We start from the raw sequence: 13,252 nt of genomic DNA on the forward strand, positions 1-13,252 counted from the left end.
GCGCGGAGCCAGATCGACATCGGCTCGCGGAATTTTTTCAGCCGGCGCAGTCCTGCGTCTTCGCCCGGACCTCGATGGCCTGGACCGCCCCGTCCGAATCCAGCGTGAAGTGGTACGCGCCCTGGTCACCGGTCGGCGACACGAGCGCGCTCCCCGACTCCGACGTACCCGGATAGGTCGCGGTGACCTGGTCCTTCGGCGACCCCTCGCCCACGCCTTCCGGGGTATGCGCGGCACCGTCGGGCTTCACCGCGACCACGCCGTTTTCCGCCGACACGACAGCCGTCGAGGCAGGCACCCCGGCACCGCTGACGTCGTAATAAGTGCAGCCGGCCGACTCTTTCACCGTTGTGAGCTTCATGCCCTGGTCGGTGAGCTGCTGCTCGGTCATGCCGAGCTTCACCGCGCCAAGGCCGTCCGCGGTCACCAGCGCTCCGGACACGGCTTTCGGCGGCGTCGTCTTCGGCGGCGCCGGCTTTGTGCGGTGCGGACGCGCGGGCGGCACCGGCGGGTCGGCCACGGTGGGCTCCATCGGCACGGGCGGCGCTTGCACCTGCGTCGATTCGGCGCTCGACGGGGGCTCGGGTACCGAAGAAGGCAGCGTGGGCTGCGCCGAAGCGACCTGCTGGGCGGCGACGCCGGTCGCGGCGGGCTGGGTGCGCAACTGAATCGCCACCAGCCCGGCCGACGCCACCGCGAGCACGCACGCCGCCCCGGCCGCGGACGTCAGGACCCGCTGCCTGCGCCGCCGCCTGCGCGCGCCGGCCACGATGGCCGACGCGGCGTCCTCGGCTGGTTCGACGGCTAGCCGGTCGTCGGCGAGGAGGGCGCGGAGCCGCTGTTCCAGATCGTCGGGCTGACTCACCCGGCGTCGCCTCCTTCCTGGTTCCTCAGTTTCGCCCGCAGGGACGCGATCGCCTTGCTCGCTTGGCTTTTCACCGTCCCCTGGCTGATGTCCAGCGCCTTGGCGATCTCCGCTTCGGACAGTCCTTCGTAGTACCGCAGCACCATCACCGTGCGCTGCCGCGGCGGGAGGTCGCGCAGCGCCTGCCACAGCGGTTCGTGCTCGAACGGGTCCTTCGGCGCGCACGGGCTGGTGTCCGGCAGATCCGCGACGAGGTTCTCCCGCCGCGTCCGGCGCCAGCGGCTGACGTGCGCGTTCGCCATCGAACGCCGCACGTACGCGAGCGGGTCGCCGGTCTTCTGCTGCACGTACGACCAGCGTGCGCCGATCTTTTCGAGCACGGTCTGCACGAGGTCCGCGGCGTCGTGCGGGTTTCCGGTGAGGACGTGGCCGTAGCGGAGCAGCCCGGGCAGGGCCTCGCGCACGAAGTCGCCGAAGTCCGTGATGGCGTTGACCGTCTCCGCCTGCTGACCGGCCCAGGGCGGATCCCCGCTGGTCAGGGGCAATGCGGCTGCCGTCACCGTATCGCCCCCTCCCCGGATGACCGCGTCGAGCGACGGTTCCTCGTCATCCCCACCACGCATGAGCGCCCCCGAGGGTTGTCCCGTCTCCGTCGCTACTTTCCGTAGCTGTGGACAACTGAGGTCAGCGCACGGAAAGCGACTCGGGCAGCTTCAAGACACCGTCCGCGTCAGTGGGGAAATCGTGTACCGCGACCACAGCGTTTCGCGGGATCGGCCCGTAAATGTGCGGGAACTGGATTCCGCGCGGGTCCGGCGGGTCGCCGTCCTCCCAGCGGACGGGCGCGTCGACCAGCTTGGGGTCGATTTCCAGCAGGACCAGGCCGGATTGGCCGCGGAAGACCGCGTTGGCGGGAAGGGCGACGGTGCCCGGGTCCGAGCAGTGGATGAATCCGGCGTCGTCGAGCGAGGACGCGCGGTATTCGCCGTCGGCGGGCACCGCGGCCCACTCGGCGCGGGTGCAGATGTGGAGGATCACGCGGCGATCATCCACCTGTGGACAACTCGGGTCGAGTTGTCCACAGGTGGACAAGTCAGCGGATGGTGAGCTGGCGTCCGATCAGCCCGTCACGGGCACGCCGCTCGGCGGCGTTGAGCGGCTCGGCGTCGAGCGACTTGAGCGCCTCGTCCAGCCGGGCGCCGAGCTGGTCCTTGGGCTCGGCCCACTCCCGCGCGTGCGCCTCGGGGTCGAGGTCCCACACCGGGACGAGCAGGCCGTGCGCACGGAACGACCCGGCGTACCGGGTGCCCTCGCCGAGCCCGAGCGTGCCGGCCGCGGACAGCCGCGCAAGCGCTTGCAGCAGCAGGTTCTCCGGTTCCGGGCGGACCCAGCGCAGGTGCGCCTTCTCGCCGGCGAGCACCCAGTACGCGCCGGAGCCGAGCCGGTCGGTGGGCATGATCGCGGCGTTCGCACGCTCGAGGGAGACCGCGACGTCGCCGGTCGCGTCCGCGTCCTCGGGCAGCCACCACGCGAAGTCGGTGTGGAGGGCGACCTCCAGCTCCGCGCTCGGCACGAGCAGGTCCTGGAGCCGGTTGTGCTCGTCCGGGTCGGTGGGCGACGTCGTGTCCGGCACCGACAGCACGTCGCCCGGTTCGGCGTCGAGCAGCCAGCGCAGCGCGCGGCCGAGGTCGCGGCTGATGTCGGAGGACCGGGTCTGCACCTGAAGACCGAGGAACCGCTCGCCGTCCGAGCGGACGAACGCCGCGGCGGCCATGGGCAGCACCGTGCCGAGCGTGACGTCACCGCCGTCGGCGAGCGTCAGCTTCGCCGTGGCCGACGGGACGAACTCGCGCAACGCGATCAGCTCCGGCTCCGCGGCCAGACCCTCGAACGGCTGCCCGACGAAGACGTCGCGCACCTTCGGCTTGCGGTCCGGCTTGGGACCCTTCTTACGCGCGCCCTTACCCATTTCAGCCTCCTCGGAACTCGATGTCAGACGCTATCGAAGGGACTGGCCGTCCAGGCTCGCGGGTTAGAGTCAGCTCGTGTTCGACCCTCGCGATCCCGCCTTCCTCGCCGACCCGTACCCCGCGTTCGCCGCGCTGCGCGCCGAAGGCGAGGTGCACCAGCACGACGGCCTCGGCATCGCGATCACGGTTTCGCACGCCGCGTCCGCCGCCGTGCTCCGGCACCGTGGCCTCGGCCGCATCTGGACCGACGCGCAGCCGCTCGAACGGTTCGCGTCGTTCAACCTGCTGCACCGCAACTCGTTGCTGGAGAACGAACCGCCGGCGCACACCCGCCTGCGCCGCGTCATCGCGGGCGAATTCGGCCGGGGCCACGTGCAGCGGCTGCGTCCGATGGTCGCGGAACTCGCGGAGTCCATGGTGGACACCCTGGCCGCGAAAATCGCCGCCGACGGCAGCGCGGACCTGCTCGAACACCTCGCGCAACCACTGCCGGTCGCGGTCATCGCCGAACTGCTCGGCGTCCCGACGTCGGACGGCGCGCAGCTGGTGACGTGGAGCAACGCCATCGTGAAGATGTACGAGTACGGCCTCTCCGAGGACGGCCGCGACGCCGCCGAACAGGCCGCGGCCGATTTCGTGGCGTACCTGCGCGAGGTCGTCGCTGGCTCCCCTCGCGGCATCGTCCGGGACCTGACCGCGAGCGAACTGACCCCCGACGAGGTCGTCGCCACCGCGGTGTTGTTGTTGATGGCCGGGCACGAGGCGACGGTGAACGTGATCGGCAACGGGGTGACCGCACTGCTCACCCACTACCCGGAATGGGAGCGGCTTAGGTCCGACCCAACGTTGCTGGACTCGGCTGTGGAAGAACTGATCCGCTTCGATTCTCCGTTGCAGTTGTTCGAGCGCACGGCGACCGAGGACGTGGAAATCGCTGGTCACCGGGTCGCGAAGGGCTCGAAGATCGGCGCGCTGCTGGGTGCTGCGGCACGCGATCCGAAGGTGTTCGACGCCCCGGACACCCTCGATGTGGGCCGGTCGCCGAACGCGCACCTCGGTTTCGGGATGGGGATCCATTACTGCGTCGGGGCACCGCTGGCCCGGGTGGAGATCGCGGCCGCGTTGACGGCGTTGACGAAGCGGCTTCCGGAGTTGCGGCTCGCCGCGGAGCCGGAGCGGAGGCCGGAGTTCGTGATCCGCGGATTGCGGACTTTGCCGGTGACCGCCTGAGGCAGGGCTCGTGAGCGGCATCTAACCGGCAACGTCGCTCACGACAACACCTCAGCGCAAGCCCGCGAACAAGTCGTCCCCCAACTCGGCGGCTGGCGCGACGGAACCGTTCGTGCGGGCAAGGTGGTAATCCTCCCAGGGCCAAGTCTTTCGCTCGATCTCGCGCGAGTGGGCGAAAAACGGATGCCCCGGATCCATCTGCGTGGCGTGCGCGCGCAACGCCGCATCCCGGGTCGCGAAGTGTTCTTCGCAGCGGACGCGGGCGGTCACGGTGAGCACGTCGGTCGGCGGCAGTTCGTCCAGAACCGGGCCCATCAACGACTCCTCACCAGCCGCGATCGTCGCCTCGTGCATGGCTGCGAACCAGGATCGGCTGAGGGTGGCGAGGTAGTAGAGCTTGCGCGGACTGCCGTCGTCGGATTCGGCGAACGCCGCGGTGGTGACCTCATGCGTGCGGATGTGGTCGGGGTGTGGATAACCGCCAGTCTCGTCATAGGTGACCACCACCTGTGGACGGAATTCCCGCATCAGCTCCAACAACGGCTTTGTCGCCTCCGCCAAGGGAATCTCCGCGAAGCTGCCAGCCGGGGAAGGCGTGGCCAACCCCGAGTCGACATGTCCGAGGAACGTCTGGCGAATGCCGAGAATCCTTGCCGCATCAGCCATTTCCCGGCGACGGATGGCAGGCAGATCCCGCCGGACGTCCTCTCGGTCCAAAGTTGGGTTGAGCACATCGCCGCGTTCGCCGCCGGTGCAGGTGGCTACCAGGACATCGACGCCCTCGGCTGCGTAGCGGGCCAGGGTCGCGGCACCTTTGCTTGATTCGTCGTCGGGGTGGGCGTGCACGGCCAAGAGGCGGAGCGTCATGCGCGGGTTCCTTTCGGGAAGAAGAGAGCGGGGACAAAGCTCAGCAGGGAAAGGCCAAGTGCCCAGGTGAACGTGGTGCCGAACGCGGCGGCACCGGGCGGTTGCGCGTGCAGAACCGCCACCAGAAGCGCCGTGCCCAGCGAGCCGCCGATGCGGTTGACGACGTTGATCGCGCTCGCCGCACGCGGGATTTGGCTGCGCTCCAACGAGGTGTAGAGCATCGTCATCCCGGGCGTGGTGGTCGCGCCTAGGCCGAACCCACGGATCAGCAGCGAAATTGTCAACAGGGTCGGGCTGGGGGAATCGCCGAGCTGAGTGAAGGCGATGGTGCCCACGAGCGACAACGCGATGCCGGTGAGCATGACGGTTCGCGAACCAAAGCGGTCCAACAGCTTTCCGCCTGCGATAAGGACGACGGCGGACCCCAGTGCTTGTGGCGCGAGCAGGAGGCCAGCGGCGAGAGCGGAAGTGTGCTGAATTTGCTGGTAGTAAAGCGGAAGCAGCAACATCGAGCTGTAGAGCGACGCGCCCAGCAAGAAGGTGCTCGCACTGGCGACAGTGAAAGCCTTGTGCGCGAACAACTTCAGGTCAAGCAGCGGCGATTGCGTGCGCCGAGCATGCCAGGCGTACGCGATCAGCAGCACGGCACCGGCGATGGCGAACGTGGTGGAACCTTCGCCTAGGCCGTAGCCGAGCGCACCGAGTCCCGGCGGGAGCAGCAGGAGACCGCGGACGTCGAGCGGATCGCGCGTGCCAGCGGGTTCCTCGCGCGGCAGCACCCGGACGGCGAGCAGCAAGGTGGCGACGCCGAACGGTACGAGCCCGAAGAACAGCCAGCGCCAGCCGAGGTCCTGGACGAGCGCACCGCCGAGCATCGGGCCGAGCACCGGCGCGACTGTCGCGGGCAGCGTGACGACGCCGATCATCCGGCCCAGCCGCGGACCGGCCGCCTGCGCGAAAATCGCCTGGCCGACCGGTTGCATGAGACCGCCGCCGAGACCGTGCAGCACGCGGAACGCGATCAGCGCCGGAGCCGACCAGGCGAACCCGCACAGCACCGTCCCCAGCGTGAACAGCCCGACGGCCGCGATCCACACCTGACGGCCGCCGAACCGGTCGGAAAGCCAGCCGGACAGCGGAATGGTCAGCGAAGCGGCCAGCAGGTACGCGCTGGCCACCCACTGCACGGTCGGCAGCGAACTGTCCAGGTCACGCGCCATCACGCCGATCCCGACCGACACGATCGTCGCGTCGAGGATCGACAGCACCGCGCCCAGGATCAGCACCCCGCCGAGCCGGCGAAGCCCGGCATCGGAGACCGGAGCCGCCGGAAGCTGCGTGGCCATTGCCTCACCCCCTTCATTAGGTCGGACCTGAGATTAGGTCGAACCTAGTTAATGGGTCAAGCACAATTTTAGGTCGGACCTAGTACACTGGGCGGGGTGAGCCTCAGGGAGCAGAAGAAGCTGGAGACGCGGCAGACGATCTCGGCGGTGGCGACGCGGCTGTTCATCCAGCGCGGGTTCGACCAGGTGACGATCGCCGAGGTCGCGGAGGCGGCGCGAGTCGCCAAGATGACCGTCACGAATCACTTCAGCCGGAAGGAAGACCTGGTCTTCGACATCCGGAACGACTTCGTGGACTGGCCGGCGAACCTGGTCCGGGCCGACCCGGACACGCCGGCGCTGATCGCCGTACGGGACGGGTGCTTCGCGGAGCTGGACAAGGCGAGCGCGTTGCTCGGGTTCGCGGACGTGTCCTTCGTCCGGATGGTGCGCCAGAGCGAACGCCTCACGTCCGCGCTCCGGGACATGCACGTCGACCGGGAATTCGAGCTCTCCGCCGCGCTGCTCGACCGGCATCCGGACCGGGAGATGCTGTCGCGGACGGCCGGGGCGCACCTCACGTCAGTGCTGCGGCTTCTTCTCGACGACGTCTGGCGGCTGACCTGGCAGGACGTCAAGCCGGGCGAGCTGGTGGAGCAGATCCGGGATTCCGCGGCGGTCGCGTTCGGCCAGCTGGAACCGGCGCTCGGCGACCTTTAACGCGCGGCCCCGACCGGACGCGCGGTCCGCAGCTCGGGCTCCGGCGCGCCCTCGATCTTGAGCACGCGGAAGTCGCGCAGACGTTCCGGGGCGATCGGCATCAGCAGATCCGAGAACCGCCGGATCACCAGCGCGGTGCCGATCGCGAGCACGGCCGCGGCGAGGTCGGTGAACGCGACCAGCAGGACGCTGTCCGCCATCGCCTGCACGCCCGGCCGGATCCGCCAGATGATCGTCACGATCAGCAGGACCCAGTTCGCCACCCACGCACCCCACCAGCCGAGCACGAGCCGCGACGGCTTCGGCCGCTTGTCGCGGGACCGGCGGAGCACGGCGTGCTCCAGCTCGCTGACCACGGACAACGCGAGTGGCAGGTTCACGATCGGCACTAGCACGCCCACGAGCACCTGCCAGACCGGCCGAGGCGGCGCTTCATCCGCCTCGTCGGCAGCCGCCTGCCGGGCGACCAGCAGCCACCAGACCGAGAGCCCGGCGGGGAGCAGCGAAAAGATCGTGGTGAGCAGGCCGGCGAGCATGACGAACGCGTCGGAGAACCCGACGACGCTGCTGTTCAGCGCGGAATCGCGGCTCTCCACGAGGAGCGCGTACCGCCAGATCTCCGCCCCCGCCGCGATCACGGCGAGAACGGCGAACGTCCAGAGGATCGTGGTGAGGCTCCGCGCAAGCACCGGGATCCGGTCGATCGGCCGGATTTCGCCGGACGCGGTGCCAGGCACGTTCGTCGGCCGACGCCAGGTCAGGTTCGGGAACCCCCAGCGCGGCGGCACCGGATAGGACGGCGGACCGGAGTAGGGCGGCGCGGGCACGGCACGCCGACGACGAACGACACTCGGCGGCGGGGACGCGACCCAACGCAACTTGGCCGCCCGCTTCGGCGGACTCGCCTGCGATTGCTGCGGCGCGGGCCGGTGGATCGCACCTTGCGGAGCAGCGGTGAACGGGCGCGCGTACGCGGGGTGCGGCGGGTAGACCTGCGCCGGGTACTGCTGCTGGTACGGCTGGGCGAACTGCTGGCCAGGATGCACCGCCCCGCCTTGCGGCGGTGCCCAATGGCCGGATTGCGGCACCGCGCCCGGCTGCCCCTGCGGCGCGGGACCGCCCTGGTGGCCGGATTGCGGTGGCGGGCCTGGCTGCCCGGGCGATACGGCAGCGCCCGACTGTCCGGGCTGCGGCGCTGGGCCTAGCTGCCCAGGCGATACGGCACCACCCTGCTGGCCGAGTTGCGATGCCTGGCCTGGCTGCCCAGACTGCGGCACCACGCCCGGCTGTCCAGGCTGCGCGGCACCGAGCTGCGGTGCCAGGCCCGCTTGCCCATGTGATGCGGCACCAGGCTGCGGTGCCAGTCCCGGCTCTCCAGGCTGCGCGGCACCGGGTTTCGGCACCATGCCCGGTTGCCCGGGCTGCGCGGCACTGCCCTGCTCGCCGGGATACGACTGCGCACCCTGTTGCCCGCCACTGGGATGGCCAGCATGCGATGGCGCGCCGAACTGCGGCGCCGAGCCAGCCCAGCCGGGGACAGGTCCGCCAGCCGGAGCGCCCGGCCCGACGTGTCCCGCCCCGGTGCCGGGCCCAACCCCGCCGTGACCTGCGTCAACCGGCGGGGCACCGTCCCCCTCGTCCCGGCCGAAGCCAGGCACGAACGACGCCGGATCCGAGGATTCCGGCGGCTCGGGAACAGACTGGGCAGGCATCCGTCAGAGAACCTCGGGTTCAGCGTCGGGGTTTTCGCTCACCATGCGGCGGCCTTCGCGCGCCCAGGCTCCCATTCCGCCCGCGACGTTGACCGCGTCCCAGCCGCTCGCGTTCAGCCAGGCCGCGGCGCGTGCCGAGCGGCCGCCGGAGCGGCAGATGACGTAGACCGGGTTGTCCTCGGGGAATTCGGCGAGTTCGCCGACCCGCGCGGGCAGTTCGCCGAGCGGGATGTGCACCGCGGCGGGGGCGTGCCCGGCGGTCCACTCGTCGTGCTCGCGGACGTCGAGCAGTGCGACGTCCGCGGGCAGGTCGCGGACTTCAGCGGTCGGAATTTCAGCAGGGCTCACCACAGGTTCCATGCTCCCATGTCAGGACGTTGTACGCGTGTGAGGAACGCTAACCGCTAAGCCTTGCGGTGGCGTCCCCGGCCGGCCCGCAGTTTCTCGTCGGCCTGGCCGAACCGGGCGACCGCGCGGTCGCGCATCAGGCCGAGCGGGTCGGGGGCGTGCAGGCGCAGCATGATGTCGTTCACCAGTTCCGGGCGGCCGGACCTGGTCAGCCGGCTCACCACGTAGGTCGCCAGGAACGCCGAGGGCACCGAGATCAGCGCGGGCTGAATGGTGAACCACGGCATCTTGTCCCCGGTGTACTCGCACACGATGTTGTACGCCAGCGCGCCGAGCACCATCCCGCCGCCGACGACCATTCCCGCCAGCGCGCCCGGCCAGCTGAGCTTGCGCCACCAGATGCCGAGCAGCAGCAGCGGGCTGAACGTGGACGCGGCGAGTGCGAACGTCATGCCGATCGAGAGCGAGATGTCCTCGGTGCGGAAGATCAGCGTGAGCGCCATCGGGCAGATCGCGACCAGCAACGCCGCGACCCGGAAGTCCTTGACCCGGCCCGGCAGCAGGTCCGTCGACACCACCCCGGCCACGCTCACCAGCAGGCCCGAGCAGCTCGAGAGGAACGCCGCGAACGCACCCGCTGCCGTCACCGCGGCGAGGATCTGCCCTGGCCAGCCCGGCAGCACCGCGGTCGGCAGCAACAGCACGGCCGCGTCGGTGTTGCCGGTGAGCAGCAGTTGCGGCACGTACATCCGGGAGAGCGCGCCCAGCATCGTCGGGAACAGGTAGAACAGCCCGAGCAGCAGCAGGACGTGCACGGTGGTGCGGCGCGCGGCCTTGCCGTCGGGGTTGGTGTAGAAGCGGACCAGCACGTGCGGCAGGCCCATGGTGCCGAGGAACAGCGCGAAAATCAGCGAGTACGTCTGCAGCAGGTCGGTGATGCCGTTCGACGCCGGATGCAGCCACGCGTCGTTCGACGTGGGCGCGTCGCTCACGACCGGCACCGGCGTGCCCGCGGCGAATTCCAGCGTCGTCCCCGCGGACACCTTGTGCGGCACGAGCGGCGACCAGCGCGCCATGCCGCCCGCGGGACCGTCGTCGATGTGGCCGTGTGCGTAGAAGAACGTCTCGGTGGTGACCTTCACGGTGACGTCGGTCTGCACCGTCACCTTGGTGTCCGACGGGAACACCGGCGGCGCGGGCGCACCGAGCGCACGCACGCCGCCCGGGCCGCCGCCGGCGAAGAAAACCATGCACAGCACGAAAGTCGGCACGGCGATCGCGAACAGCTTCAGCCAGTACTGGAACGCCTGGACCACGGTGATCGCGCGCATCCCGCCGGAGATCACGTTGACCGCGACCAGGACGATGACGAGCAGCGCACCCGCCCACGCCGGCACCGGAACGATCTGCGCGAGCGTCAAACCGGCGGCCTGCAGCTGCGGGACCATGTACAGAATCCCGATGAACACCGCGCCCGCGGTCGCGAAGCGGCGCAGGCCTCGCGAACCGAGCCGGGCCTCCACGAAGTCCGGCAGCGTGTACGCACCGGATCGGCGCAGCGGCGCGGCGACGAACAGCATCAGCGCGAGATACCCGGCGGTGAAGCCGATCGGGTACCAGGTCGCGTCGGCGCCCTGTTTGAGCACCATGCCCGCGACACCGAGGAACGACGCCGCGGACAGGTATTCGCCGGAAATCGCCGCCGCGTTGCGGCTGGAGCGCACGGTTCGGCGGGCGACGAGGAAGTCGTGCGTGCTGGTGGCCCCGCGCGACGAACGGAAGCCAAGGTAGTAAGTCGCGAAGGCGACCAGCGCGAGGCCGGTCAACGTCCACGGGGTCAGCTGCACGGCGTGAATCCTCGCACGACCACACGCTTCCGGGACGCGCCGCCACCAGCGAACGCATCCCCCGCGCGGGTCAGTTCTCGATCATGTCGACGAAGTCGCGTTCGTGCCGCTCGGCGAGCCGGTTGTACCAGAGGCCGACGGCGAAAAGGAACGGGAACGGAAGCAGGCCGAGCACGAGCCACGGGATCGGGATGCCGATCACGGTGAACCGCGCGACCGCGGGGAGGAAATAGAACAGCGCGGGCAGCATCCCGAGCACGACCAGCACGAGCACCGCCAGCCACACCGACGTGCGCAACTGGACCTTCACCAGGTCGCGGACCAGCAGTTTTCCCCAGCTGGTCTGTTCTTCCAGCTCGACCCGCCCGCGCATCCGCGCCGACGACTGCCGCGAATCGGCGAGCACCACGCGTTCCCGTTTCGGCCGCACGTGCGCGGGTTCGCTGGAGCGCGGGACCGGTTCGGGAGCGGGCGGCACCGGTTCGACCACCGCGCGGTCCTCCGGCCGCACGCCCAGCGTCGGGTCCGGTTTGCGGACTCCGTTCTCGAGCCGGTGGTAGGGGTCTTCGGGCGAGGACATCGACGGCTAGCCGCCCCGGCCGGAACCGACGATGCGGTCCTTCAGCGCCCGGGTGTGCCTGCGGCTGACCGGCAGCACTTTCTCCTCGTTGCCGATCACGACCTGGTAGCCGCCCTGGCCCATCCGCATTTCGGTGATCAGCGGCAGCGCGACCAGGAACGACCGGTGGATCCGCACGAATCCGGCCTTCTCCCAGCGTTCTTCCAGCTGGGCGAGCGGGATCCGGACGAGGTGGCTGCCCTCGGTGGTGAACAGCCGCGCGTAGTCGCCCTGCGCTTCCACCCAGCGGACCGACGAGCGCGGGATCAGCTTCGTGGTGCCCGCCAGTTCGACCGGGATGACCTCGTCGTCGGTCTTCACCGGCTCGGCCCCGCCCTGGCCGGCGGGCGGGCCCGCGACCGTGGCCAGCTTCTCGCGCACGCGCGCGACCGACCGGTCGAGCCGGTCCTGCTGGAACGGCTTCAGGACGTAGTCGACCGCGCCGAGGTCGAACGCGTTCACCGCTTCCTCGGCGTGCCCGGTGACGAACACCAGTACCGGCGACGGGTTCATCGCCGCGATCACGCGCGACATCTCCATGCCGGACAGGCCGGGCATGTCGATGTCGGCGAACACGGCGTCGACCGTCGGCAGGCCGCTTGCCCGCCGGGCAGCCAGTTCCGGGTCGTCGTGCGAGAACAGCCGCAGCGCGTCGGAGGCGTCCGAGGCCTGGAAAACGCGGTGGATGTGCGGGTTGTTCTGGAGTCCGTGGCTGAGTTCGTCCAGCCCGGCCAGCTCGTCGTCCACGGCAAGGACGATGAGTTTCCGGGTGTCGTCGTGAGCACTCACAGTGAGACGCATCCTGCCGATTGCGAGGTGCATTGTCCAGACCCCAGCCGAGAGTACCGCTTGTAAGTGGCGTACCGGAGTCGCCGCTCACCTCCGGTCAGAGTCCGAAACGCGACCAGGCCGCCTTCGTGGTCACCGCGTCCAGCAGCGCGCTCGCCGCCGCGGGCGCCCCGATCCCGAGCCGGGCGAGCAGCGGTTTCTTCGGCTCCGCCACGGAAATCTCGGCGTCCGGGTACCGCTTGCGGACGATCTCGCGCAGCGAACCGAGCCCGTCGACGAGCCCGAGGTCGACGGCTTTTTGCCCGAGCCAGACGTCCCCGGTGAACAGATCGGTGGAATCGGTCAGCCGGTCGCCGCGCCGTTCCTTGACCCATTCGACGAACAGTTCGTGCAGCTGGCTGTGCATGTTTTTCAGCCACTCGACGTCCTCGGGCTTCTCCGGGCTGAACGGGTCGAGCCGCGATTTGTTCGCGCCCGCGGTGTGCAGCCTGCGCTCGATGCCGAAGCGTTCGAGCAGCCCGGTGAACCCGAAGCCGCCGCTGATGACGCCGATCGAGCCGACCATGGACGTCCGGTGCGCGTAGATCTCATCGGCCGCGCAGGCCAGCCAGTACCCGCCGGAAGCGGCGATGTCCTCGGCGAAGGCGAGGACGGGCACGCCTTTCTCGTCGGCCAGCTGCCGGATCCGCTCCGCGACCAGCCCGGACTGCGTCGGCGCGCCGCCGGGCGAGTTGATCTGCAATGCGACGGCCTTGAGCCGGTCGTGCGCGAACGCCCTGGTGAGCGCGGATTCGACGGCACCGAGGTTGATCGCACCGCGAGCCAGCGGCGACGGCGACGGCGTGATCACCCCGTGCAGCTTCACGACGGCGACCACGTCCTTGCGGTCGCCCCGGTCGCCGAGCACGGGAAGGCGGGAAGTCAGCTTGTCGGTCACGCTCATCTGCCCAGGCTAACCAG

The 13,252-nt window shown here is 70.0% G+C and carries 14 protein-coding genes; 2 read left to right on the plus strand and 12 right to left on the minus strand.

All coding sequences use genetic code 11. From position 1 onward, the window contains the following. Positions 1-37: 37 nt before the first annotated feature. The 4 genes from DMP23_RS33320 to DMP23_RS33335 form a co-directional block, all read right to left on the minus strand. Positions 38-865: a hypothetical protein gene (locus tag DMP23_RS33320; protein WP_337823463.1), complete on the minus strand. Its 828-nt coding sequence runs from the start codon at positions 863-865 to the stop codon at positions 38-40. Beyond that, positions 862-1,425, minus strand: a complete 564-nt coding sequence (locus DMP23_RS33325; RefSeq protein WP_235147062.1) for a SigE family RNA polymerase sigma factor — start codon at positions 1,423-1,425, stop codon at positions 862-864. The genes DMP23_RS33320 and DMP23_RS33325 overlap by 4 nt, the downstream gene beginning before the upstream one ends. 124 nt (positions 1,426-1,549) lie before the next feature. Further along, positions 1,550-1,903 carry a DUF952 domain-containing protein gene (locus DMP23_RS33330; RefSeq protein ID WP_134727987.1) on the minus strand — a complete coding sequence of 118 codons (354 nt, stop codon included), beginning with the start codon at positions 1,901-1,903 and terminating at the stop codon, positions 1,550-1,552. Between the two features lie 55 nt (positions 1,904-1,958). After that, positions 1,959-2,834 carry a DUF5926 family protein gene (locus tag DMP23_RS33335; RefSeq protein ID WP_134664509.1) on the minus strand — a complete coding sequence of 292 codons (876 nt, stop codon included), beginning with the start codon at positions 2,832-2,834 and terminating at the stop codon, positions 1,959-1,961. A 76-nt stretch (positions 2,835-2,910) separates the two neighbouring features. Between DMP23_RS33335 and DMP23_RS33340 the strand changes: the two genes are divergently transcribed. Next, positions 2,911-4,065, plus strand: a complete 1,155-nt coding sequence (locus DMP23_RS33340) for a cytochrome P450 (RefSeq protein ID WP_134727988.1) — start codon at positions 2,911-2,913, stop codon at positions 4,063-4,065. 51 nt (positions 4,066-4,116) lie between these two features. Here DMP23_RS33340 and mca read toward each other — a convergent pair whose 3' ends face one another. Next, positions 4,117-4,932 carry a mycothiol conjugate amidase Mca gene (gene mca, locus DMP23_RS33345; RefSeq protein ID WP_337823464.1) on the minus strand — a complete coding sequence of 272 codons (816 nt, stop codon included), beginning with the start codon at positions 4,930-4,932 and terminating at the stop codon, positions 4,117-4,119. Continuing rightward, a complete protein-coding gene (locus tag DMP23_RS33350; RefSeq protein ID WP_337823465.1) occupies positions 4,929-6,278 on the minus strand; it encodes a DHA2 family efflux MFS transporter permease subunit in 1,350 nt (449 codons plus the stop codon). The genes mca and DMP23_RS33350 overlap by 4 nt, the downstream gene beginning before the upstream one ends. A 96-nt stretch (positions 6,279-6,374) precedes the next feature. Here DMP23_RS33350 and DMP23_RS33355 point away from each other — a divergent pair, with 96 nt between their 5' ends. Then, entirely contained in the window at positions 6,375-6,977 is a 603-nt protein-coding gene (locus DMP23_RS33355; protein WP_337823466.1) for a TetR/AcrR family transcriptional regulator, read from the plus strand. Here the strand turns inward: DMP23_RS33355 and DMP23_RS33360 are convergent. The 6 genes from DMP23_RS33360 to DMP23_RS33385 all read right to left on the minus strand — a co-directional run bounded on the left by DMP23_RS33360 (position 6,974) and on the right by DMP23_RS33385 (position 13,235). Beyond that, positions 6,974-7,912, minus strand: coding sequence for a DUF4328 domain-containing protein (locus tag DMP23_RS33360; RefSeq protein ID WP_337824470.1), 939 nt, complete (start codon positions 7,910-7,912; stop codon positions 6,974-6,976). The genes DMP23_RS33355 and DMP23_RS33360 overlap by 4 nt on opposite strands. A gap of 780 nt (positions 7,913-8,692) precedes the next feature. Then, entirely contained in the window at positions 8,693-9,049 is a 357-nt protein-coding gene (locus DMP23_RS33365) for a rhodanese-like domain-containing protein (RefSeq protein ID WP_337823467.1), read from the minus strand. Between the two features lie 44 nt (positions 9,050-9,093). Next, complete coding sequence (locus tag DMP23_RS33370; RefSeq protein ID WP_037806961.1) at positions 9,094-10,884, minus strand: sodium/solute symporter; 1,791 nt, start codon at positions 10,882-10,884, stop codon at positions 9,094-9,096. Positions 10,885-10,954: 70 nt separating this feature from the next. Beyond that, positions 10,955-11,464 (minus strand): hypothetical protein, encoded by a 510-nt coding sequence (locus DMP23_RS33375; protein ID WP_037806959.1) that lies wholly within the window; start codon positions 11,462-11,464, stop codon positions 10,955-10,957. Between the two features lie 6 nt (positions 11,465-11,470). After that, complete coding sequence (locus tag DMP23_RS33380; protein WP_037807605.1) at positions 11,471-12,304, minus strand: LytR/AlgR family response regulator transcription factor; 834 nt, start codon at positions 12,302-12,304, stop codon at positions 11,471-11,473. A gap of 85 nt (positions 12,305-12,389) precedes the next feature. Next, positions 12,390-13,235, minus strand: a complete 846-nt coding sequence (locus DMP23_RS33385; RefSeq protein WP_134664525.1) for a S49 family peptidase — start codon at positions 13,233-13,235, stop codon at positions 12,390-12,392. Positions 13,236-13,252: the final 17 nt, after the last annotated feature.

This window comes from Amycolatopsis sp. A1MSW2902, assembly GCF_017312175.1.
Classification (GTDB): domain Bacteria; phylum Actinomycetota; class Actinomycetes; order Mycobacteriales; family Pseudonocardiaceae; genus Amycolatopsis; species Amycolatopsis nivea.

Coding starts and splice junctions, on each gene's coding strand:
- DMP23_RS33350 (WP_337823465.1), bottom strand. CDS start 6,278: ATGGCCACGCAGCTTCCGGCGGCTCCGGTCTCCGATGCCGGGCTTCGC.
- mca (WP_337823464.1), bottom strand. CDS start 4,932: ATGACGCTCCGCCTCTTGGCCGTGCACGCCCACCCCGACGACGAATCA.
- DMP23_RS33385 (WP_134664525.1), bottom strand. CDS start 13,235: ATGAGCGTGACCGACAAGCTGACTTCCCGCCTTCCCGTGCTCGGCGAC.
- DMP23_RS33335 (WP_134664509.1), bottom strand. CDS start 2,834: ATGGGTAAGGGCGCGCGTAAGAAGGGTCCCAAGCCGGACCGCAAGCCG.
- DMP23_RS33380 (WP_037807605.1), bottom strand. CDS start 12,304: ATGCGTCTCACTGTGAGTGCTCACGACGACACCCGGAAACTCATCGTC.
- DMP23_RS33365 (WP_337823467.1), bottom strand. CDS start 9,049: ATGGAACCTGTGGTGAGCCCTGCTGAAATTCCGACCGCTGAAGTCCGC.
- DMP23_RS33375 (WP_037806959.1), bottom strand. CDS start 11,464: ATGTCCTCGCCCGAAGACCCCTACCACCGGCTCGAGAACGGAGTCCGC.